The organism is Pseudoalteromonas sp. CnMc7-15 (genome assembly GCF_022347925.1).
Lineage (GTDB): Bacteria > Pseudomonadota > Gammaproteobacteria > Enterobacterales > Alteromonadaceae > Pseudoalteromonas > Pseudoalteromonas ruthenica.
This window is the reverse complement of the sequence record NZ_JAKRFT010000005.1, coordinates 187,386-209,702: the sequence shown is the minus strand read 5'-3', so window position 1 is coordinate 209,702 and position 22,317 is coordinate 187,386. Positions and strand designations below refer to the sequence as shown.

General features: G+C 47.2%; 16 protein-coding genes. 11 read left to right on the top strand and 5 right to left on the bottom strand.

The genetic code is table 11. The features are described from left to right. Positions 1-53: 53 nt before the first annotated feature. The 4 genes from MHM95_RS13500 to MHM95_RS13485 all read left to right on the top strand — a co-directional run bounded on the left by MHM95_RS13500 (position 54) and on the right by MHM95_RS13485 (position 5,911). Positions 54-1,511, top strand: coding sequence for an efflux RND transporter periplasmic adaptor subunit (locus MHM95_RS13500; protein WP_151173435.1), 1,458 nt, complete (start codon positions 54-56; stop codon positions 1,509-1,511). Beyond that, a complete protein-coding gene (locus MHM95_RS13495) occupies positions 1,508-4,627 on the top strand; it encodes an efflux RND transporter permease subunit (protein WP_239385542.1) in 3,120 nt (1,039 codons plus the stop codon). Before MHM95_RS13500 ends, MHM95_RS13495 begins: the two co-directional genes overlap by 4 nt. Continuing rightward, entirely contained in the window at positions 4,624-5,346 is a 723-nt protein-coding gene (locus tag MHM95_RS13490) for a glutaredoxin (RefSeq protein ID WP_053909820.1), read from the top strand. The genes MHM95_RS13495 and MHM95_RS13490 overlap by 4 nt, the downstream gene beginning before the upstream one ends. 109 nt (positions 5,347-5,455) lie before the next feature. Next, positions 5,456-5,911, top strand: a complete 456-nt coding sequence (locus MHM95_RS13485; RefSeq protein ID WP_026111172.1) for a hypothetical protein — start codon at positions 5,456-5,458, stop codon at positions 5,909-5,911. Here the strand turns inward: MHM95_RS13485 and MHM95_RS13480 are convergent. The 3 genes from MHM95_RS13480 to MHM95_RS13470 form a co-directional block, all read right to left on the bottom strand. Beyond that, positions 5,897-7,387: an exopolyphosphatase gene (locus tag MHM95_RS13480; protein ID WP_239385540.1), complete on the bottom strand. Its 1,491-nt coding sequence runs from the start codon at positions 7,385-7,387 to the stop codon at positions 5,897-5,899. The two genes, MHM95_RS13485 and MHM95_RS13480, sit on opposite strands and share 15 nt — an antisense overlap. After that, complete coding sequence (ppk1, locus tag MHM95_RS13475) at positions 7,374-9,449, bottom strand: polyphosphate kinase 1 (RefSeq protein ID WP_138547036.1); 2,076 nt, start codon at positions 9,447-9,449, stop codon at positions 7,374-7,376. The genes MHM95_RS13480 and ppk1 overlap by 14 nt, the downstream gene beginning before the upstream one ends. Before the next feature lie 111 nt (positions 9,450-9,560). Next, positions 9,561-10,061 carry an ACT domain-containing protein gene (locus MHM95_RS13470; RefSeq protein ID WP_022945406.1) on the bottom strand — a complete coding sequence of 167 codons (501 nt, stop codon included), beginning with the start codon at positions 10,059-10,061 and terminating at the stop codon, positions 9,561-9,563. A 331-nt stretch (positions 10,062-10,392) separates the two neighbouring features. Between MHM95_RS13470 and MHM95_RS13465 the strand changes: the two genes are divergently transcribed. The 7 genes from MHM95_RS13465 to MHM95_RS13435 all read left to right on the top strand — a co-directional run bounded on the left by MHM95_RS13465 (position 10,393) and on the right by MHM95_RS13435 (position 19,229). After that, complete coding sequence (locus MHM95_RS13465) at positions 10,393-12,624, top strand: ABC transporter permease subunit (RefSeq protein ID WP_239385539.1); 2,232 nt, start codon at positions 10,393-10,395, stop codon at positions 12,622-12,624. 16 nt (positions 12,625-12,640) lie between these two features. Continuing rightward, positions 12,641-14,290, top strand: coding sequence for a phosphate ABC transporter permease PstA (pstA, locus tag MHM95_RS13460; protein ID WP_239385537.1), 1,650 nt, complete (start codon positions 12,641-12,643; stop codon positions 14,288-14,290). A 29-nt stretch (positions 14,291-14,319) separates the two neighbouring features. Then, the gene (gene pstB / locus MHM95_RS13455; protein WP_022945409.1) at positions 14,320-15,144 is read left to right on the top strand and encodes a phosphate ABC transporter ATP-binding protein PstB; all 825 of its coding nucleotides are present in this window, start codon (positions 14,320-14,322) and stop codon (positions 15,142-15,144) included. A 63-nt stretch (positions 15,145-15,207) separates the two neighbouring features. Next, positions 15,208-15,909, top strand: a complete 702-nt coding sequence (gene phoU, locus MHM95_RS13450; RefSeq protein ID WP_022945410.1) for a phosphate signaling complex protein PhoU — start codon at positions 15,208-15,210, stop codon at positions 15,907-15,909. A 270-nt stretch (positions 15,910-16,179) separates the two neighbouring features. Then, positions 16,180-16,857: a TIGR00153 family protein gene (locus MHM95_RS13445; RefSeq protein ID WP_022945411.1), complete on the top strand. Its 678-nt coding sequence runs from the start codon at positions 16,180-16,182 to the stop codon at positions 16,855-16,857. 75 nt (positions 16,858-16,932) lie between these two features. Beyond that, a complete protein-coding gene (locus MHM95_RS13440) occupies positions 16,933-18,201 on the top strand; it encodes an inorganic phosphate transporter (RefSeq protein WP_022945412.1) in 1,269 nt (422 codons plus the stop codon). A 107-nt stretch (positions 18,202-18,308) separates the two neighbouring features. Beyond that, positions 18,309-19,229 (top strand): hydrogen peroxide-inducible genes activator, encoded by a 921-nt coding sequence (locus MHM95_RS13435; protein WP_239385535.1) that lies wholly within the window; start codon positions 18,309-18,311, stop codon positions 19,227-19,229. 13 nt (positions 19,230-19,242) lie between these two features. Here MHM95_RS13435 and MHM95_RS13430 read toward each other — a convergent pair whose 3' ends face one another. Together MHM95_RS13430 and MHM95_RS13425 are read right to left on the bottom strand one after the other, a co-directional pair. Beyond that, positions 19,243-19,446, bottom strand: coding sequence for a hypothetical protein (locus MHM95_RS13430; protein WP_239385534.1), 204 nt, complete (start codon positions 19,444-19,446; stop codon positions 19,243-19,245). A 243-nt stretch (positions 19,447-19,689) separates the two neighbouring features. Then, entirely contained in the window at positions 19,690-22,191 is a 2,502-nt protein-coding gene (locus tag MHM95_RS13425) for an EAL domain-containing protein (protein WP_152441229.1), read from the bottom strand. Between the last annotated feature and the right edge of the window lie 126 nt (positions 22,192-22,317).

Here is a 22,317-nt window from a genome sequence, read left to right as displayed (position 1 = left end):
GCGTCCGGCGCACAGCAACATACTGTTGATATCTCTATTTCTAGGTAAGCAAAATGAAACAATTAGTGAAGTATGCACTCGCGATGGGTATTGCGGCTGCAGTTACTTGGGGTGTGACCCAAGTAAGTCACGATGGTGCACCCGCATCATCAACCGAAGAACAACAAAGCGCTGAGAAACAGCCGCTTTACTGGGTCGCGCCAATGGACTCCAGCTATCGCCGCGATGGTCCGGGAAAATCTCCTATGGGGATGGATTTGGTGCCGGTCTATGACGAGCCTGAAGATGAGCCGGGCGTCATTGCCATTAGCGCCAGTGTTGAGAACAACCTCGGTGTTCGCAGTGCGCAAGTGTCCAAGCGGCAACTGGTTAACTCGATTACATCGTTTGGCAATATTCGCTACGATGAAGAAGCCATGGTTCATGTGCACCCGCGAGTGGCGGGTTGGGTTGAACAGCTTTATGTCAAATCTGCAGGCGCGAAAGTCAGTCAGGGCCAGCCTTTATATACTTTGTATAGCCCTGATTTAGTCAACGCTCAAAAGGAATTTATTCTTGCCCTTAATAGCCAAGACGAGGTGCTGCGCAGCGCCGCAGTCGCTCGCCTGAAAGCGTTTAAAATTGCCCCCAGCTTTATCGAGGAGCTCACCGAAACACGCAAGGTGCAGCAGAATATCACCTATTATGCGCGACAAGATGGTGTGATTGAGCAGCTTAATGTGCGCGAAGGCTTTTACGTTAAGCCCGAAAATTCATTAATGGATATCGCTGCAACCGACCAAGTATGGGTGATTGTCGATGTCCATGAGCGTCAATTGCCGTATTTAAACGAAGGCGCAGACGCGGTTATGACGCTGGATTACTTACCACAAATGCGCTGGCGTGGCAGCGTTGAATACGTCTACCCCAGCCTTGATACGACGACGCGCACAGCCCAAGTGAGATTGCGCTTTGCCAATCCAAATGGTGCGCTCAAGGCGAATATGTTTGCCAAAGTTGTCATTGATGCCAGCAATAACGCCCCGACCTTGAGTGTGCCCCAGCAAGCGGTAATTAATACCGCGCAAGGACAGCGTGTGGTGCTGGCTCTCGGCGATGGACGCTTTAAATCGGTAGCGGTGCACACCGGTCGCGTGGCCGATTCATGGGTTGAGATTCTCGCCGGCTTAGAGCCAGGCCAAGAAATAGTGACCTCGGGTCAGTTCTTACTGGATTCCGAGTCGAATAAACAAGCTGAGCTGGCCCGCTTAGATAAACGCGATTATGCCCATGCTAGGGTGAACGGTGAAGTAAAAGCCATTAATCACGCTGAGCGTACCGTGCGTATCGCGCGAGGTCCGATTGCAAAATGGAATCGCGAAGCGACGACTATGGATTTCAAATTAGATGCTGGATTGGCCACTGATTTTCTCAGTGAAGGTATGCAAATCCGCTTTCGTTTTGAGATACGCGCAGGGCAATTTGTGATCACCGATATTGAGATTCTAAGTGAGCAGGAAGGTGCATCATGATCGCGGCTATTATTCATTGGTCGATAAAAAACCGAGCCTTAGTGGTTTTAATGACCTTGATGCTCACTGGGGCCGGTTTATATACCTTAAAGAACACCCCGGTTGATGCCATTCCAGATCTGTCCGATGTGCAGGTGATTGTCAAAACCAGCTACCCTGGTCAAGCCCCTCAGGTGGTACAAGATCAGGTCACCTTTCCACTCACCAGCGCCATGATGTCAGTGCCGGGGGCAAAAACCGTGCGCGGTTTTTCGTTCTTTGGCGATTCTTACGTCTACATCATTTTTGATGATGACACCGATATGTACTGGGCCCGCTCACGCGTACAAGAGTATTTGTCACAAGTAGAGGGAGACTTACCGAGCAGCGCTCAGCCGCGTCTGGGTCCCGATGCCACCGGGGTCGGGTGGGTGTACATTTATGCCCTCACTGACACCACAGGCAGCCATGATTTAAGTGAACTGCGCAGTATTCAGGACTGGTTGCTAAAGTACGAACTGCAAGCGGTGCACGGGGTGTCCGAAGTGGCCACGGTCGGTGGCATGGTAAAGCAGTATCAAATTGAGCTCGACCCGCAAAAATTACGCGCCTACGACATTCCTGTGGCGATGGTGGCACGGGCGGTAAAAGATAACAACCAGGCGATTGGCGCCTCTGTGATAGAACAAGCCGAAGCCGAGTATATGGTCACTGCCACCGGTTATATTCAATCTACTGACGCACTAGCGCAAACGCCGTTGGGGATTCAAAACAATGGTGTGCCGCTGCTGCTGCGCGATGTAGCGCGAGTGACGCTGGGGCCGCAAATGCGCCGGGGTATAGCTGAACTTAACGGTCAAGGTGAGGTTGTTGGCGGTATTGTGGTGATGCGCTTTGGTGAGAATGCTCAGCGTACGATTGATGGTGTTAAGGCGCGCCTAGATGAACTGCGTGGCAGCCTCCCTGAAGGCGTGGAAATTGTCCCGGTGTACGACCGCTCAAATCTCATCGGCAACGCCATTGATAACTTAGCTGATAAGTTGCTTGAAGAGCTCATCATTGTGGCATTGGTGTGCGCGGCCTTCCTTTTTCACCTGCGCTCTTCGCTGGTGGCGGTGATCACCTTACCGCTGGGTATCTTAGTGGCATTCATCGTCATGTATATGCAGGGAATTAACGCCAATATCATGTCGTTGGGCGGGATTGCTATCGCCATTGGGGCAATGACCGATGGCGCCATTGTGATGATAGAAAACATGCACAAACACATGGAGCGAGAGCCGCTGAACAACGATAACCGCTGGCGTATTGTTGCGCAGTCGGCGGCCGAAGTGGGCCCGGCGCTATTTTTTAGCTTGCTTATTATCACAGTGAGCTTTTTGCCGGTGTTTATTCTTGAAGCCCAAGAGGGGCGCTTGTTTGCGCCGTTGGCGTTCACCAAAACCTATGCAATGGCGGCCGCTGCCGGCCTTGCTATTACCGTGGTCCCTGTGCTTATGGGCTACTTTATTCGTGGCAAGGTAGTCAGTGAGAATAAAAACCCATTAAACCGGCTATTGGTTGCGCTTTATCGGCCGCTGCTCGGTGGCGTATTGCGTTTCCCTAAGATTGCTTTGTTATTAGTGCTGGCAGTGGGTGGGGCGACCTACTACCCACTGAGTAAGCTGGGGAGCGAATTTATGCCGCCTTTGGATGAAGGTGACTTAATGTACATGCCCACCACTTATCCAGGGTTATCAATCGGTAAAGCGCGAGAACTACTGCAACAAACCGATAAATTGATCAGCACCGTGCCAGAGGTGGCATCGGTATTCGGTAAAATAGGCCGCGCTGATACCGCCACAGATCCTGCTCCATTGACCATGATTGAAACCTTTATTCAGTTTAAGCCAAAGAGCCAGTGGCGTGAGGGAATGACCATCGATAAGCTTAAGGACGAGTTAGACGCCCTCGTTAAATTTCCTGGGTTAACCAATGCTTGGGTGATGCCGATAAAAACCCGGATCGATATGCTCGCCACCGGTATTAAAACCCCGGTGGGGATCAAAGTGGCGGGGCCAGATTTAAATAAAATTCAAGAAATAGGTCAGGATATTGAGCGTTTATTGAAAGACTTTCCCGGCACTGCCTCGGTATACTCTGAGCGGGTGGCAGGAGGACGCTATTTAGATATTCGTTTTGACCGCGCGCTGCTTGGCCGCTATGGGCTGTCTATGGCGCAAGTGCAAAGCATGATTGCCACTGCGGTAGGGGGGCAAACCCTAACGCAAACTATCGAAGGGCAACAGCGTTACCCCATTAACCTGCGCTTTCCGCAAAGCTACCGTGATTCGCCACAAAGTTTAGGGAGGTTGCCCATTATTACCCCTACTGGCGTGCAATTACAGCTCGATGATGTTGCCGACATTCGCGTCACTTCGGGGCCTGCGGGGATCAAGAGCGAAAACTCGCGCATTAACGGCTGGACGTTTGTCGATATCAATAATGTCGATATGGGCAGCTATGTTAGTGAAGCTAAAGCCTATCTGCAGCAGTCTTTGGAGTTACCTCCTGGCTACTCACTGCGTTTTGCGGGTCAGTATGAATATATGGAGCGGGCGAAAGCCAAGCTCAGTTATGTGGTGCCCTTGACCCTCGCTATTATCGCTATTTTGTTGTTTTTAAACTTTCGCCGTTTTGCTGAGGTCGCCATTATCATGGGCACGGTGCCATTGGCGCTTATCGGTGGGGTGTGGTTGCTTTACCTGATGCAATTCAACCTGTCGGTGGCTGTGGGTGTGGGCTTTATCGCTCTTGCCGGTGTCGCCGTAGAAATTGGCGTGATTATGCTGGTGTATTTAAATCAAGCTTATGATGAGGCCAAGCTCCGGCATGGGCCATTAACACCGGCTCAGTTACGCCAAGCGATTAAAACCGGTGCTGGATTGCGAGTGCGCCCTGTAATGATGACGGTTGCGACCATTATTATTGGGCTGTTACCCGTACTCTATGGCAGCGGTACCGGCAGTGAGGTTATGAGCCGCATTGCCGCGCCTATGGTCGGTGGCATGGCAAGTGCATTATTGCTGACACTGATCGTTATCCCGGCTGTGTATTTCTTATGGCGGGTAAAACACACAAACAAGGAGTCGAGATGAGTAATAATCATATTTATCGCAAACCGAGTTGTCCATTTGGTGAAAAGGCCATTGCGCTCCTTGATAGCCAGAATGTTGACTATGAAGATCATGTTTTTGCCGATAAGGAAGAGGAGCAAGCACTTAAATCTCGCTTCGATGTTGGCACTACACCGCAAATCATCTTGGATGGTGAGCGTATTGGCGGCTTCGATGATTTACAGCAGCACTTTGGTGTACAGAGCGATGAACAAGACGATGAGCAAAGCTATACGCCCGTTATAGCAGTATTTAGCACCGCTTTTGCTATCGCTCTTGCGCTCAGCGCCGGGCATATGGGATGGCAATTATCGACCTTAGTGATGAGTTTTATGGGCGCATCACTGTGTTTATTGGCGCTGTTAAAATTGATGGATATAGGCAGTTTTGTTAATGGCTTTAAACAGTATGACCTACTGACCATGAAGCTCCCTGCTTATGGGTACATTTATCCGTTTTTAGAGCTTGCCGCCGGACTGGGGATGCTCAGTGGCTTATGGCCATGGGCGACGGCTGTGATTGCGACTTTTGCTGGTCTCATTGGCGGGATATCGGTATTTAAAGCCGTATATATCGATAAGCGTGACCTCAACTGTGCGTGTGTTGGTGGTAATCAATCAGTCCCTCTAGGGGCCGTCAGCTTTTCTGAAAACGCCATCATGTTGGTAATGGGTCTTTGGATCTTTTACACCCTAGGGTGAAATAATTACCTAACAGTGGATGCCCAATGTATTAAGAAGCCCGTGTGACAGCGGGCTTTTTTTGTGCATGAAATTTGCTGTGTATAAAACACTATTTAAAGGAGGCTATATGCAAGTTAAAAAGATTAATCATGTACTGGATTGGACAGTGGAATTTCACAACCGACTTGCTGCCAATTTTGAACAGCTCGGCTTAAGCAGCGATAAGCGCTGTGCCATGCTGTTAGATTATCTAAGTGGGTATGAGGGGAAGCTTGCTGCTGACGTTGCCAGTTTTAAAATATTAACCAGCTCTAATGCGTTAAATACTTGGTGCTATGAGTATTTTGCCGAAAATCCAGAGCTGATTGACTTCGAATCATTAAGTGCCGATATGGCCCATGATGAGCAGCAAGTACAAAACTACCTAGCCAAAAAACATCAACAGGTTATCGATCTATATCAGTACCTTACCGAGCGTGCAGAGATTGAAGATTGTAAAGACGTGCTTTCGCAAATACTGCTCACTGAACAAAATGCGCTACAACAAATGATGCAAAGCGCTAATCGCCTAAAAGACGTGTAAATCTAGCCCTAGCTTTTTCCATTGTTGCTGCTCGGCCTCAAGGTCGGCAGCGAGCAAGGTGTTATCAGACAGCCACTGCTTGCCAAGTTGCAACGTGAGCTCATGACTCGCTGCGCTGATTTTATAGTCAGGCTTTTGCTTGGCTTGGCGCTTTTGATTCATTAATACAGCAAGGCGAAATAGGGCAATCATGCGCTTCAACGTTAGTGAAGGAAGCGCAATAAACTCAGGCAACGCTTTGAGCTTAATTTTTTTTCTGTAAAAGCGAATTAGACATGCAAGTAACTGCTGTTGCTCTTGGGTAAACCCCGGAAGTTGGCTATTAGCAATAATGTAGGCACTGTGTTTATGTAATCCAGATGAGTTTATGCTTAAGCCGACTTCATGCAGCTGAGCTGCCCATAAAAGCACGGGGAGATCATCCTCATGGGTTAACTGCCAAGGCTGCTCAATATGAGGAAAGAGCCATTGCAAGGTGGCACTGACATTGGCCGCATGTTCACTGTCAACCACATATCGAGTGGAGATATTGGCTATCGTGGCAACACGTATATCTTTTTGCGCGTGCAGCTCTGTGAGCTCGTAAAGAATGCCCTCGCGCAGTGAAAAGTCACAGTAGGTGAGTGCATCAATATCAAAAAACGTCATCACGGCGTAAAGAATCGCTAGGCCACCACAAAAAGTGGGTCGGCGCTCTTCGCTGAGCTCGGCAAATTCCAATCGCTCTATATGGCCTGAGTCGCAGCTCGCTTCAATCAAGGTTGCCAGTGCTGATTGGGTGAGTGGCTGGGTTAAGTCACCTTGATGGCACAGGGCGCTGAGCATTTTGGCTGTGCCTGAGGTGGCCAGTACATGTTGCCAACCTAATTGGGTGAAGCTATTCGCGATAGACTCTAACTCTTGCTCGGCTTTAACAATAGCGCGTTTAAAGCGCTTTTTTGAGATAAGCCCGTCAGCAAAAAACTGTTGCGAATAGCTCACGCAGCCCATGTTTCTGCTGCTCAAACGCAGGTGTTGGTGATGCTCTCCGATGGCCAGCTCGGTACTACCACCACCGATATCAATCACCAAACGCAGCCCCTCGTGGTGTATATGTTGGGCAACGCCTTGATAAATGAGGCGCGCTTCTTCTTGACCAGAAATAACATCGATATGAAATGGAAACACCGAACGAGCACGGCGCATGAAGCTTTTGATATTGCGCGCCCGGCGTAAGGTATAGGTCGCAACCACCTTAACGTTGGCGGCAGGAAAATCGATGAGAGTGCGAGCAAATTGCCGTAAAACGCTGACCGCTCTTTCTATGGCCTCATCACTCAGGCAGTCGTTGTTATCAAGGCCAGCGGCAAGATATACGCGCTGCTTTTCTTTGTGTAACACCTCTAAACGACCATCAACCTCTCTTGCTAGCAACAAGTGAAAGCTGTTGGAGCCTAAATCGACAGCAGCGAAAGTAGTGACATCATTGGTGTGCACGATTGCTTTCCCATTTCTTTAAGTAATCATGAATGGCAATTTGCGAGCGGATTTTTTTCTTGTTCCCTCGACGAACGTAATGATTTCTTTGCTCGGCGTCAATCACACGGGCTTTACTGCGATCGCGCCACTGTAACTCGAGTATATCGATGATTACCTGCTGTAAGCTGCGATTATAAACAGGGACGCCTACTTCTACCCGGTGATCAAGGTTACGTGTCATCAAGTCAGCGGATGAAATAAATACCTGGGTATGCTCAGCACTGCCAAAGACCATCACCCGAGGATGCTCTAGGAAACGATCTACGATACTAATGACTTTAATATTGTCACTGAACCCCTTGATGCCGGGTACCAAAGAGCACATGCCACGAATGATCAGCCTTATTTTAACCCCTGCCTGGGCCGCGATATACAGCTTATCAATTAACTCTTTATCAACTAAGTTATTGACCTTGATAAAAATGTGACCTTTCTTTCCTAGCGTTACTTGCTCATCAATCAACTCATCGATACGTTCACGCGCATTCACAGGTGAGACCATCAGATGCTTAAACTTAAAGTGTTTGTAGCTGTGCTCGATAAACTTAAACACGTTATCGCACTCTTCACATATCTCGGGATCGCGAGTGAATAAGCTAAAGTCAGTGTATATTTTTGCTGTTTTTTCATGGAAGTTGCCGGTGCCAATATGTGCATATTGCACAATCTGCCCGTGTTCTTTGCGATGAATCACGCACAGTTTGGAGTGCACTTTGAGAGAAGGGATGCCAAAGATCACCTTGATCCCAGCTTCGTCCAAGTTCTTTGCCCATTGGATATTATTTTGTTCATCGAAGCGCGCTTTTAACTCCACCATAACGGTGACTTTCTTACCATTCTTTGCCGCATTCACCAGCGCACCAATTAACCGCGACTGACTGGCAACGCGATAAATATTGACCTTTATATGTAATACGTCGGGGTCGAAAGATGCTTGGCGCACATAGTTCAAAAAGTGATTGAAGGTATGGTAGGGGTAATACAGCAGAATGTCTTGATGGCTAATGGCATCAAATACGCTTGTGAAATGATCAAAAGTGTGTGAGCGAATGGTTGCCAGTGGGCGGTTCTCAAGGTAGCGCCGGCCGACATTGGGAAAGGCTAAAAAGTCGCGAAAGTTGCGATAGCGGCCGCCAGGGATCAGGGCATCATAGCGAGTGATCCCCAAGCGTCGTCTTAGTGCTTTGAGCATCTCTCCGGGCAAGGCACTGTCGTACACTAAACGCACAGGCTCTGAGCGCAACCGCTGTTTTAGACCTTTTGACATTTTATCCAACAGGCCTTCTTCGATTTCATCGTCGAGGTTATATTCAGCATCACGAGTGAGCTTAATGGCGAAACCACGAATGGCGTCAAAGCTAAAAAAGCTGGCAAATACCTGTTCAAGATAATAGAGAATGATGTCATCAAGCAGGACGATAGTTTTGTGGCGGCGGGTCTTTTCCGCAGGTAATTGCACAAAACGTGGTAGTCGGTTGGTCGGCACTTCCAACAATGCATAATGGCTTTTCTCATGACGCATTTCGACAAATAAATAGGTCATGGTGTCGTTGATATGCTCGGAATAGTTTTTGTTTTGATCAAGCAGAATGGGCGACAGGTGCTCTAATACCTCAGATTTAAAATATGCTAACAGCCATTGCTGGTGAAACTCACTGAGCTGCTCGGGTCGGTCAACATGAATATTGTGCTCGTTGAGGGCCACTAAGATATCATCATAGATAACGTTAAAGTCTTGCCCTAGCTTAAGTACTTTGTCCTGAATTTGCTGCATCAGGGCTTCATCTTCATCGAAGTTTGCATCAGGAAGTTTGTTCAGCAGGATGCGGCGTTTTACGTCAGCAACGCGCACTTGAAAAAATTCATCAAGATTGTTGGAAAATATGCCCAGAAAGCGAATGCGTTCAATGATAGGGTTGTTTTTATCTTTTGCCTCTTGCAGTACGCGCTCGTTAAAAGAAAGCCAACTGAGCTCTTTGGGGTAGTAGCTCGCCTGCATAACAATATGTTCCGGTTTCATAATACACTCAGTGTAGAAGAGAGTCTGCGTGAGTGTATTAATTTATTACCGCAGTATGACCAGAAGATGACATAACAGCGCTGTCATCTTCTTAGTAGATACAAGTTGTTTTTAGCTTTCTATATCAACGATAACATCTGGGGTGATTGATTCCAGAGCGTCGATCACGACATCGCGCTGCATTCCCGCTGGCAAGGTAACCGTAGCAACCGCACTGAATAAGGGCGAACCCCAGTTGGGAGCACTTTGTTGCTTCGACGTCAGGTGCGTGATGTTGGCGCCTTTGTGACGGATCACTGCGGCTAATTCTTGCACTATACCAGGTCTATCATTTCCTGTGATCGCAAGGTTTAAGCATTCAGGCGTGTCATTGGCGAGTTTATCTCCTGATTCAATACGGATCTCTAAGTGAGGGGATTGTTGTAGTGCGTCTTGAAGCTCTTTCAGGTGCTCTTCAGCGACCTCGACCTGAACAATACCAGCAAACTTACCAGCGAGATGTGAGAGGTTGCTGGCTAGCCAATTGCCGTGATGATCTAAGATGACGGAGGAAAGTTCTTCAACGAGGCCGGGACGATCTTGGCCTAATACGGTCAGTACTAACTGCTGCATAAATAACGGTCTCTTTATTATTGTGGAAATTTAGTCAGCTCATGCGGCTGCCTTTTTCGAGCACAGCCTTAAAATAAGATAGATAAACGTATAATTATTAAAAAGTTAAGGTGGTCTTCACGTGCTCGCTATGAGCAAGTATTGACCCCTTTTCGGGGTTTGTCCAATTCTTCGCAATGGCAATTTGCTATAGGTCATAACCAGATGTAAAAACAGTCTTGGTAGTATTGGTTGTTTTTTACTCATTTCGTACTAGTTTTTCCGTTATGTAACAAAACTGTCATTTTGATGAAATATAATCCGCGCATCGTAAAGATATAAGGGTGTATTGATGACTTCCAATCCGCAAAACTTAACATTTAGCACGGATAGAAGCCGTCTATTTAAAGACAAAATAGCCCAGTTTGGCATTACCTCTGGCGGGGTAATGGTGCTCGTGGCGCTGTTGCTGATATTTTTCTATCTCCTCTATGTGGTGCAACCTATTTTTGAGTCTGCGCACATCGAAGAGCGTGCAAGCTTTGATGTTGCACAACAGGATGTTGTCGGCTTAGGGCTTGAAGAACAAACCGAAATTGCCTATCTGCTTAAGCGTGATGGGGCGGTGGACTTTTACAACATTCAAGAGCAAGGCTTTGGTCAACAAATGACCGAGCTGAAAACGGTTCTTCCTGCAGACGTGACCAGCTTTGCGTCTAGCGCACCGCACCAAGGTTTATATGCCTATGGGTTAAGCAATGGTGAGGCGGTTATCGTCAAGCCAAGCTTTATGGTGAGCTTCCCTAATAATCAGCGCAAGTTGACTCCACGTTTGACTTACCCCTTAGGCGAAAAGCCGCTAGAGGTTGACCCACAAGGTCAGGCCATTAAACGTTTTGCGTTCTCGCAAAGTGAAGAAAAAGTGGTGATGGTGGCCCTAACCGCAGACAAGCGAGTGGTATTTAGCGCCTATGTCGGTGAAGAAAACTTCATGACCGGCGAGGTTGAGTGGGTGGCTGAACAAACCGAGCTTAACATCGATGGCCGCATTGATGAGCTGTTGATCTCGCCCGACGGCAGTCGCGTTTTCGTGCGTTCAGCCAACCAAATCTATATCTATAACAGCCGTTATGCCAGCGACGTAGAGCTGACTCAAGTACTTGCTGCTAACGAAGAAAATGCCAACATTATTTCCGCGCAGCTGCTTGCTGGCGCCAATTCACTGATGCTGGCAAACGACAATGGCGAAGTATCGCAGTGGTTTGAGGTGAATACCGATGACGGCAAAGCCTTTAAGAAAATCCGCGCCTTTGAAACCTCAAAGCAAAAAGCCATAGATATTTACACCGAATTTTATCGCCGCACTTTCTTTACTGCCGGTGACAATGGTGAGCTAGGGGTGTATTACACCACCAGTGAAGCGAAACTATGGCAGGGCAAAGTGGCCGATGGCATGATCAAAAACTTTGCCATTGCTCCGCGTTCAAATGCGGCGCTGATCTTGGCTGATAACCAAGTGAAGGTGATAGAAATTGAGAATGAGCATCCGGAGGTAACTTGGTCTGGGTTGTGGCAGGAAGTCTGGTATGAAGGCTACCCTGAGCCTGATTATATTTGGCAATCAACGTCGGCCAGTGATGACTTTGAATCTAAGTTTTCACTGATCCCAATTTCTTTCGGTACTCTTAAAGCAGCGATGTACGCCATGCTATTTGCTGTGCCCATTGCACTTTCTGCTGCTGTGTATACCGCTTACTTTATGTCTAGCGAACTACGCAAAGTGGTGAAGCCCACCGTTGAAATTATGGAAGCCTTACCAACCGTTATTCTCGGTTTCCTTGCTGGTCTTTGGTTAGCGCCTTTGATTGAGGAAAACTTGCCCGCCATAGTCGCGTTGTTGATATTGCTGCCCGTTGCCATTATCAGCACCGCCTTTGCTTGGACAAAACTGCCTGAGCAGATCCGTCATCGTATTCCTGATGGAGCACACTCAATTATTTTGGTGCCGGTTGTGCTACTGGTTGGCTGGGTTTCCTTTGCCATGAGTGGCAGCGTCGAGAACTGGTTATTTGATGGTAATGCACGTCAGTTTATTACCAATGAATTGGGTATGACTTTCGATCAGCGCAACTCGTTGGTGGTGGGTATTGCTATGGGCTTTGCCGTTATTCCGACCATATTTTCGATTGCCGAAGACGCAGTATTCAGTGTTCCTCGCCACCTTACGCAAGGCTCTCTAGCTCTAGGTGCCACCCAGTGGCAAACCTTAGTACGGGTGGTCTTGCTGACAGCGAGTCCGGGTATTTTCTCGGCGGTTATGATGGGCTTAGGCCGCGCCGTGGGTGAAACCATGATCGTACTCATGGCCACCGGTAATACCCCGATTATGGATTGGAGTATCTTCCAAGGTATGCGTACGTTAGCAGCAAATATTGCCGTAGAGATGCCGGAATCTGAAGTGGGTAGTTCACACTATCGCATTCTATTCTTGGCAGCCTTTGTGCTCTTTATTTTCACCTTCGTGTTTAACACGCTTGCTGAGTTTGTTCGTCAGCGTCTGCGTGAAAAATACAGCTCACTGTAATTAGAGGAGACACGACATGGTAAGACAGTGGTTTAAGTCTGGTTCTCCTTGGATTTGGATGACCGGTGGTGCTGTAAGCATCAGTTTGATTTCTGTAATTGGCTTGTTAGCGCTAATTGCATGGCGTGGCCTGAGCTTTTTCTGGCCATCAGAAGTACACCAGTTTGAAGTGCAAGGCTCTGTACCTCAGCAAATGGTCATTGGTGAAATCTATGATCGCGAGGCGGTGCCTGCGAGTCGAGTAAGAGCTTCCGGGGTTGAGTTAAAAAACTATGGCGCCGAAGAGATTACCCGTTACCTAATTAAAACCGGTAACCGTGAGTATGTTGATTTGGATTTCCGTTGGTTATTAGAAACCGACATCCAAAAACAGTCGACGCCGAAAGAGCTCGCAGTGTTTGAACGCTCTAAAAATGGTAACTTCTATGGTTATATTGAGCAGGTCTATGAGCAAGGTGAGCTGGTTCAAGCCGACAAGGTCGCCAAATTAGAAGAGCTGGTCGAGCGCGCGGTTGAGCTTAATGAGCAGGCGCTTGATTTACAAAACGGTGAAATCGGTCACATTAACTATGAACTTGAGCAATTACGTCTACAAGAGCGCGCGTATGAGCTTGATAATGACCTAACACCCGAGCACATGGCTGAGCTTGAAGCCGAGCGTAAACGTTTGCGTGAAGCTTATAAAGGCTATGAGAAAGAGCTCTTTGCGTTGCGTGACGCCGCCAAGCGAGACAAAGTGATCGTGCGAGACATGCGCGGTGAAATGGTGACCTTACCGCTTTATCAAGTGCTTGATTTTTGGCAGCCAAATAACATGGGCTTCTTTGCCAAGCTTGGTCATTACTTTGGTCAGTTGGGCAAGTTCATCGCCGATGACCCGCGTGAAGCGAACACCGAAGGTGGCGTTTTCCCAGCAATATTCGGTACCGTGTTTATGGTGATGCTAATGGCCGTGATCGTGACACCGTTTGGGGTGGTGGCCGCTATCTACTTACACGAATACGCAGCGAAAAATGCGGTGACGAAGATGATCCGTATCGCGGTGATTAACCTCGCAGGTGTACCGTCGATTGTGTACGGGGTATTCGGTCTTGGTTTCTTTGTCTATATGTTAGGTGGCAGTTTAGATCAGCTATTTTACCCTGAAGCGGCGCCTAGCCCCGTTTTTGGTACGCCTGGGGTAATGTGGTCGGCCTTGACCCTGGCGATTTTGACCTTGCCGGTAGTGATTGTGTCCACCGAAGAAGGACTTTCTCGAATCCCGGGTTCAGTGCGTCAAGGCTCACTCGCCCTAGGTGCGACTAAAGCGGAAACATTGTGGCGCATCGTGGTGCCAATGGCGAGCCCAGCGATTATGACCGGCCTTATTCTGGCGGTAGCGCGCGCGGCGGGCGAAGTGGCGCCGTTGATGCTAGTTGGGGTGGTAAAAATGGCTCCGACCTTACCGTTAGATGGTAACTTCCCTTATGTGCACTTAGACCGTAAATTTATGCACTTAGGCTTCCATATTTATGACGTCGGCTTCCAAAGCCCGAACGTAGAGGCTGCGCGACCCTTGGTTTATGCAACCGCGTTTTTACTGGTGACAGTGATCATCACCTTGAACATCACCGCAATTGGTATTCGTAACCACTTGCGTGAAAAGTTCCGCGCCCTAGATAAGTAATGTAAAGAATTGAGATAGGTAACAAAGTTATGATTACAGTTGCACCCCAGGTAAATGCATCAAGCAGCGATAAGCTAGATTTGAATAACCTAACGCCAGAGCAAACAGCATTGCAGATTAAAAATCTCGACCTTTACTATGGCGAGAAGCAAGCGCTGAGTGATGTCAGTATGGATATTCCTAAAGGTCAGGTAACTGCGTTTATCGGCCCATCGGGTTGTGGTAAATCAACATTACTACGTTGTATCAATCGTATGAACGACCTGGTAGATAGCTGCCGTATCGACGGTGAAATTCTGCTTCACGGCGAGAATATCTACAACAAGCGTGTGGATGTGGCAGCGTTGCGCCGTAATGTTGGCATGGTGTTTCAAAGCCCGAATCCATTCCCTAAGTCTATTTATGAGAATGTGGTTTATGGCTTGCGCCTACAAGGCATTAAAGACAAGCGTAAACTCGATGAAGTGGTGGAAAAGTCATTACGTGGCGCGGCATTGTGGGACGAAGTCAAAGATCGTCTGCACGACAGTGCATTTGGTCTCTCTGGAGGTCAGCAGCAGCGTTTAGTGATTGCTCGCTCTATCGCCATCGAACCCGAAGTGTTATTGCTGGATGAACCAACTTCGGCGCTGGATCCCATTTCAACGCTGGTTATTGAAGAGTTGATCAGTGAGCTCAAAAACAAGTTCACCGTGGTAATTGTAACGCACAACATGCAACAGGCGGCGCGGGTATCTGATCAAACGGCATTTATGTATATGGGTGAGCTTATTGAGTATGCCGATACTAATACTCTGTTCACCACCCCTAGTAAGAAGAAAACCGAAGACTACATTACCGGTCGTTACGGTTAATCTCGCGGCATGTTGCAACGCTTGTTGCTATGATTACTAGAGTAGAATTTTGAGAAGGCGATTATGGAACACAATATAAACAAACACATTTCCGGCAAGTTTAATGAAGAGCTAGAGAGTGTACGTAACCATGTTCTGAGCATGGGTGGGTTAGTTGAGCAGCAACTAAACAGTGCCCTTGATGCAGTCAGTAAAAACGATGCTGAGTTGGCAAAAAAGGTCAAAGCTAATGACTACCGCGTGAATGCCATGGAAGTGAACATTGACGAGGAGTGCACGCGCATCATCGCTAAACGCCAACCAGCGGCCAGTGATTTACGTTTGGTTGTTGCCATTGCCAAAACTATTGCTGATTTAGAGCGTATTGGTGATGAGGCTGAGCGCATTGCCAAAGTTGCATTAGACTCTTTCACTAAAGATCAGCAAGGGTTGCTCAATAACATTGAAAATATGGGTCGCTTAGTGTCAATCATGTTACATGACGTATTGGATGCGTTTGCCCGAATGGACGCGCAGAAGGCCTTTGAAGTGCACAAAGCGGATGAAAAAGTGGATCGTGAGTATGAAGCTCTCACCCGCCAAATCATGACTTATATGATGGAGGATCCGCGTTCAATTCCCAAAGTAATGGACTTAATTTGGTCGGTACGTTCTTTGGAGCGCATTGGCGACCGTTGTCAGAATATTTCCGAATATGTGATTTATTTCGTCAACGGCAAGGATATTCGCCATATCTCCCAAGAAGATATCGCTAAGACACTGTAATTATTTTAGAAAATAAAGATGGGCAAATACGGACATTTGCCCTTTTTTTATGATGTTAAATAATCATTGCCAGTTGAGTGTAAAAGCTTACTGAATAAGGCATGAAATTCGATGCGTTTGAGCTGCACATAGGGTAAAATTGCGCTCGAAAGCATAGTTAAACTAAGTCGTGGAAAATAGCAAAGAAACGAGCCTACAAAACCAATGTAGTCTATGTTTATGACCTATTTATGACGGTTTTATTGCAAACTTAGATTCAAAGGGTCAGTTATGCCTAGTAATGCGTTTTTAGGGGTTTTTGCAAAATCACCTATTAAACCAATTGAAGATCATATTAAAAAAGTGCACAAAGCAAGTGCGCTACTCATTCCCTTTTTTGAGCATGTATTTGAGTCTCAATGGCAAGAAGCGGAAGAGTTACGTCTTAAAATACGCTCCATAGAGCGTGAGGCCGATGATCTTAAACGTGAGATTAGACTTAATCTTCCACGTGGACTGTTCCTTCCAGTTGAGCGCACCGATTTGCTCGAACTGATCACCCACCAAGACAAGATAGCCAATAAAGCTAAAGACATAGCTGGACGCGTTATTGGCCGTGAGATGGCAATCCCAAAAACCATCCAAAGCGACTTCTTACAGTATCTATCACGCTGTGTGGACGCCACCAAGCAAGCATCAAAAGCTATTAATGAGCTAGATGAATTACTTGAAACAGGCTTCCGTGGTCGTGAAGTAACCCTGGTTGAGAAAATGCTCGCCGAACTTGATGCGATTGAGCAAGACACAGACGATATGCAAATTAAGCTACGTCAAGAATTGCGTCGCATTGAAGATACACTAAACCCTGTTGATGTCATGTTCTTGTACAAGATCATCGAGTGGGTGGGCGATTTAGCCGATATTGCTGAGCGCGTTGGTTCGCGTTTAGAAGTATTGCTAGCTCGTTAACATTGCCAAGATCCAGCAAAGACAATATGAACACACTGCTGGCTCAAACAAAGTTAAGACAATAAGGTTATTCTGATGGATATTATTTCGTCCTACGGTACCGTGCTGGTGTTGGTTGCCGCTGCGGTAGGTTTCTTCATGGCTTATGGCATCGGTGCCAATGACGTAGCCAATGCAATGGGTACGTCAGTGGGCTCTAAAGCACTGACCATTAAACAAGCGATTATCATTGCGATGATCTTCGAATTCGCTGGCGCATATTTAGCCGGTGGTGAGGTTACATCGACCATACGTAAAGGCATTATTGACGCCGCTCCGTTTGCTGATATCCCCGAACTGATGGTGTTGGGCATGATTTCAGCATTATTCGCGGCCGGTAGCTGGTTATTAATTGCGTCCTTTTTAGGCTGGCCTGTTTCCACAACACACTCTATTATCGGCGCTATTATTGGTTTTGCTCTCGTTGCTGTAGGTAGCGAAGCGATTCAATGGACCAAGGTTGCGGGGATTGTGGGTAGCTGGGTGGTGACGCCTGCGCTATCAGGCTTCATTGCTTACCTTATCTTTATGAGCGCGCAAAAGCTTATTTTCGATACCAATAACCCACTGGATAATGCTAAACGCTACGTACCTATCTATATGGGTTTGGCTGGTTTTGTCATGTCCTTGGTGACTATCAAAAAAGGCTTAAAGCACATTGGTATCAACCTAGGAACGGTTGAAGGTTATGCCTTGTCGGTAGCTATTGCTGTGCTTATCGGCATTATTGGTATGCTTGCCATTAAACGCCTAAAAATGGACCCTAAAGCCGATAAGGCGATGCAGTTTAACAACGTTGAGAAAGTGTTTGCCGTACTGATGGTACTGACCGCTTGTTGTATGGCTTTTGCACACGGTTCGAACGATGTTGCCAACGCCATAGGCCCACTTGCTGCCGTTGTAAATATCGTTGAAAATAACGGTGAGCTTGCGAAAAAAGCAGCACTTGCATGGTGGATTCTTCCTTTAGGTGGCTTAGGTATCGTAATGGGTCTTGCTATCTTAGGTAAGAAAGTGATTAAAACCATTGGTGAAGGAATTACGCACTTAACGCCAAGCCGAGGCTTCGCAGCCGAGCTTGCAGCCGCATCAACTGTAGTTATTGCCTCTGGTACTGGCTTGCCAATTTCGACCACGCAAACACTAGTCGGTGCTGTTTTGGGTGTGGGCATGGCACGCGGCATTGCTGCACTGAATATGAGTGTGATTAGAAACATTGTGGTTTCTTGGGTAATAACATTGCCTGTTGGTGCTGCTCTTGCTATTGTAATCTTCTACATATTAAGAACAGTATTCGGCGTATAACGTCGTTGTGGGAGTTACCTCCCACAACACATGACAGAACCGTCTTTTAGCTTGAAAAGATCTCAGCGCCCTCGGTGTTGGGGTCTTTTTATTTGTGAGCAATAAACATGACCAACCTGCCTAGTATCAAGCAACTACAATATTTAATCGCAGTTCATCAACATCAACATTTTGGTCGCGCAGCTAGCGCCTGTTATATCGGCCAGTCGACTTTGAGTAGCGCGATTCAAAACCTTGAAGAAAATCTCGGCGTGCAACTTATTGAGCGTGAAAATCGCAGTTTAATGTTCACCAGCATTGGCGAAGAGGTGGTAGCGAAGGCCAAGCAAATAATTAACGACACCATGAGTGTGAAAGAGCTGACCCGCAGCCATCTGCACCCGCTTAGCGGTACGCTAACGCTAGGCGTTATTCCGACTATTGCTAGCTTTGTCGCTGCGCCACTTTATTGCTACTGCAAAGAAACGTTTAAAGACTTAGATTTAGTGCTGGTAGAGGACACCAGTGATAACCTACTCGATAAGTTAGAGCATGGCCATATTGATATCGCGCTGCTAGCACTGCCTTATGAAACTGGACGCTTTCACACGCAGATATTGGCAAAAGACAAGTTCTACCTCGTGAAACACAAAGATTATCCCATTAATGAGTCGGTGGATTACAATGCGCTTCCAGAGCACAGCGTATTCCTCCTTGAACGTGAGCACTGTATGACTGGGCATGCGCTCAGTGCGTGTAATTTGGAGCGAGCGAGTTGCATCAACCCATTCGAAGCCGCGAATTTACACACCTTGCTGTCGATGGTGGAATATAAGTTGGGCGTTACATTTTTACCACAAATGGCGATTAACGCGGGCATACTTGATGCCAAGCCGCTGGTGGCTACCAGCTCTGGCGCTGATGCGCATCGCGATGTTGGTTTAATTTGGCGCAAGACCACAGGAAGAATCGGTGACTTCCGGCTATTCAGCGATAAAGTCGGCGAGTTCCTACGTACTTGTAGCACCGTGGGCAGTGAAGAGCCTTAATGAACCTAGCTGTCTAAGGTGTCGATTTTGGTTTAAACAGGGACTTTTCTAGTGCCGGTAAAAACAACAAATAGACCCAGACCACAAGGTTAAAATACGGAATAACACCCAGTACTAAAAACAGCCGTACCGGATACCCTTTGCGCTTGGCGTGAAGGTAGCACTGGCTGGCGATGAGCATGTTTATACTCAGCAGTAATGTTACTAAAGCAGTCATGTTGATTTTCCTTAACGAGCCTTGTTGATGTCATTGATAGACAATGTCTTCTAAGCCGATATAACCTCTCCGGCTATGCCACATTCCATTGTTGGGCTTTATGATTTATTTAGTATTTTCAGCAGGTTAATAATTAACTGTACGTGCTTAACCTGCTTCTTTCACAGCGCACTGAATAATTTGAGTATAGCTAAATGAGCGCTCAGAAAAAGCGCTAAATTGTTAAATTTCGTTCGTTATTACTTAGCTAGATGTTTTTGCAGAGATTATTTTTTGATTGTTTTGCAGTGACGCTATCGGGGCGGGTTTGGCAATAAAGTAGCCTTGAGCGTAATCGACACCAATTTCTTTAAGTAGGTTATAAATTTCTTTGTTTTCAACGTATTCCGCTACTGAATGCTTTTTCAGCGAGCGTGAAATATCGTTGATGGCCTTAACCAACGCATAGTCTATGGGGTCATGTTGCATATCGCGCACGAATGAGCCGTCAATTTTGACATGCTGCGCTGGCAAGCGCTTGAGATAGTCAAAGGTACTAAATCCAGTACCAAAATCATCAATGGAAAAGTCACAGCCAAGCTCGTTAAGCGCGCAGATCATGTCTCGGGTTGCACTCAGGTTATCAATGCTGGCACTTTCCGTAATTTCAAAAATAACGCGCTTGGGATCGACGTGATAGTCATTGAGCATGGCGCGGATATGTGGCAATAAACGCTCATCTAAAAACGATTGCGCCGAGAGGTTGATGGCAACACGCTGTAACTGCGGGTTTTCACTGAGATCGCTAATCGCTCGGCGAACTACACATTGGTCCATCAAGTAGCTGTCATTGAGCATTTCAAGGGCTGGGATAAATTGGTTCGGGTAGATAAGCTCGTCATCAACAACCAGCCTTAATAGGGCCTCATAATAAGCAATACGCGAGCGCTTAATGTCCCACACGGCCTGATAGTGTAACTCAATGTTGTTTTGCTGCAGTGCCGAGCGCACATTGTGACCCCATTCCAAGCCACTTTGCATCGCATTACTTTGCGAGTCACGAGCATCATAGCAATGCACTAAATTACGGCCCTGACTTTTGGCAATATACAGTGCGATATCAGCCTGCTTAAGGCATTCGCTAGCATCGTTGTTCTGTGCCGATATTTGTGTGATGCCGATTGAGCAACTAATAGAGTAGAGCTGCTCTTGGCAATGGAACTGGTAGCTATCAATAGCCATACATACCCCTTCAGCCACCATATGAGCGTCTAAAAATGGGGTGTCTTTAAGTAAAATGGCGAACTCATCGCCGCCGATGCGAAAGACTAAATGGCTATCGCCGATATGCTCTTGGAATAAGTTGGCGACCTCTTTAAGAACAACGTCACCTTCTTGGTGTCCCTTGCTGTCGTTAATAATTTTGAAGTGGTCAAGGTCGATATAAATCAGTGCGTGCTCATCATTAGCACGGGTTTGGCGACACAACTGAGAGAGTTGTTGGTCAAAATAATAGCGGTTGTGAAGCCCTGTAAGGGTATCGTGTAATGCTAAGTGTTGTAACTGTAACTCCGCCTGCTTGCGCTCTTCAATATTGTCGATGGAAGCGGTGATCACCGCGCCAGCATTGGCTTCATTAACATGCTGGAAACGGCATTCAAACCAAGCGCTATTGCCCTGTTGTGTAACCAGTTGCACTTCTATCTTACGCCGTTGTTGCTCACCCTGAGCAACAGCGCTCAATACTTGCTGAAGCCTTGCTTGGTCATGCGCTAACGCGTAGTTGGTAAGCGGCTTGCCAATACTTTGCTTTAAACCATACCCGGTATTTGCTTCCCAGGCTGGGTTAATAAAGCGGATGCAGCCTTGCTCGTCGAGCTCCATAACGATGGTATTAAGATGCATAAGAATGCGTTGGTGTGCTGAATAGAGCTCTTTATAGCGTGATTGACTTTGGCTTAGCTGCGCCACTTTCTTCTCAAACTCGCTGTAGCTGGCTATAAAGTCTTCACGACGCGCGGCGTGGTCACACACTTTCATTAGTAGTGCGTCATTGTAAGGGCGACGAATAAAGTCGGTGACGCCGCTCAACAATAAACGCTCGGCATAGTCAGCGTCGTGGCTATCTATAATAGTGACAATCGCTTGGCTGGCATTATGAGAGAGAATACTTTGAACCAACTCGTTAGCAGTCTCGGCATTGGCAATACTGGCATCTAGCAATACGATGGCGTAACGCCCTTGCAAATACGTGCTTAAGGCTTGGCGCACAGAGCTGCATACTTCAACGGCAAAGTTTAACGCTAAAGCCTCACTCATTGCTTTTGCTTTGGTGCTATCGGCTTCGAGTAACAGCAGACCTAAACGACTGCTTTTATCGAGTTGCGTGGACAGAACATTGGCCAGTGTTTGCGGTAGTAAATCTTGGCGTTCAATGGGCACAACCGCATCAATACCATAGCTGCGAGCTGTGGTTTCGGCGATACGTTCACAATAAAAAGGGGGAGTCAGTACAATCGGGGTGTGTTTAGGGGTTTTCAGCAGTCCGGAGCGAATCATTCGTGAAAAGCGCCAGCCATCGATGGTGCCTACATCCAGTCCGGTAATTACTAAGCTTACCGCGCGTTCTTTCAGCACCTGCAATGCTTCTTGGGAGTCTGCGAACTCAAGCACAGAGAAAATATCGAGACGCCCCAAAGTACGTTTAATGATGCTGCGCTCAACTGCACTGGCATTGACTATCATGAGGCTCAACGGCGTAGCCATGGTATCGCAACCCAACTGTTTAAGACCTAAATTGAATCCGCTAGATTATAGGTAATTGTCACCCGAGACAAGCGCCATGCGCTTGATTTCAGTCAAGGGGGGAACTAGAATTGGCGCGATTTTCAG

Coding starts and splice junctions, on each gene's coding strand:
- MHM95_RS13470 (WP_022945406.1), bottom strand. CDS start 10,061: ATGCAGCAGTTAGTACTGACCGTATTAGGCCAAGATCGTCCCGGCCTC.
- MHM95_RS13490 (WP_053909820.1), top strand. CDS start 4,624: ATGAGTAATAATCATATTTATCGCAAACCGAGTTGTCCATTTGGTGAA.
- MHM95_RS13485 (WP_026111172.1), top strand. CDS start 5,456: ATGCAAGTTAAAAAGATTAATCATGTACTGGATTGGACAGTGGAATTT.
- MHM95_RS13425 (WP_152441229.1), bottom strand. CDS start 22,191: ATGGCTACGCCGTTGAGCCTCATGATAGTCAATGCCAGTGCAGTTGAG.
- MHM95_RS13465 (WP_239385539.1), top strand. CDS start 10,393: ATGACTTCCAATCCGCAAAACTTAACATTTAGCACGGATAGAAGCCGT.
- ppk1 (WP_138547036.1), bottom strand. CDS start 9,449: ATGAAACCGGAACATATTGTTATGCAGGCGAGCTACTACCCCAAAGAG.
- MHM95_RS13435 (WP_239385535.1), top strand. CDS start 18,309: ATGACCAACCTGCCTAGTATCAAGCAACTACAATATTTAATCGCAGTT.
- MHM95_RS13495 (WP_239385542.1), top strand. CDS start 1,508: ATGATCGCGGCTATTATTCATTGGTCGATAAAAAACCGAGCCTTAGTG.
- MHM95_RS13430 (WP_239385534.1), bottom strand. CDS start 19,446: ATGACTGCTTTAGTAACATTACTGCTGAGTATAAACATGCTCATCGCC.
- MHM95_RS13445 (WP_022945411.1), top strand. CDS start 16,180: ATGCCTAGTAATGCGTTTTTAGGGGTTTTTGCAAAATCACCTATTAAA.
- MHM95_RS13500 (WP_151173435.1), top strand. CDS start 54: ATGAAACAATTAGTGAAGTATGCACTCGCGATGGGTATTGCGGCTGCA.
- pstA (WP_239385537.1), top strand. CDS start 12,641: ATGGTAAGACAGTGGTTTAAGTCTGGTTCTCCTTGGATTTGGATGACC.
- MHM95_RS13440 (WP_022945412.1), top strand. CDS start 16,933: ATGGATATTATTTCGTCCTACGGTACCGTGCTGGTGTTGGTTGCCGCT.
- pstB (WP_022945409.1), top strand. CDS start 14,320: ATGATTACAGTTGCACCCCAGGTAAATGCATCAAGCAGCGATAAGCTA.
- phoU (WP_022945410.1), top strand. CDS start 15,208: ATGGAACACAATATAAACAAACACATTTCCGGCAAGTTTAATGAAGAG.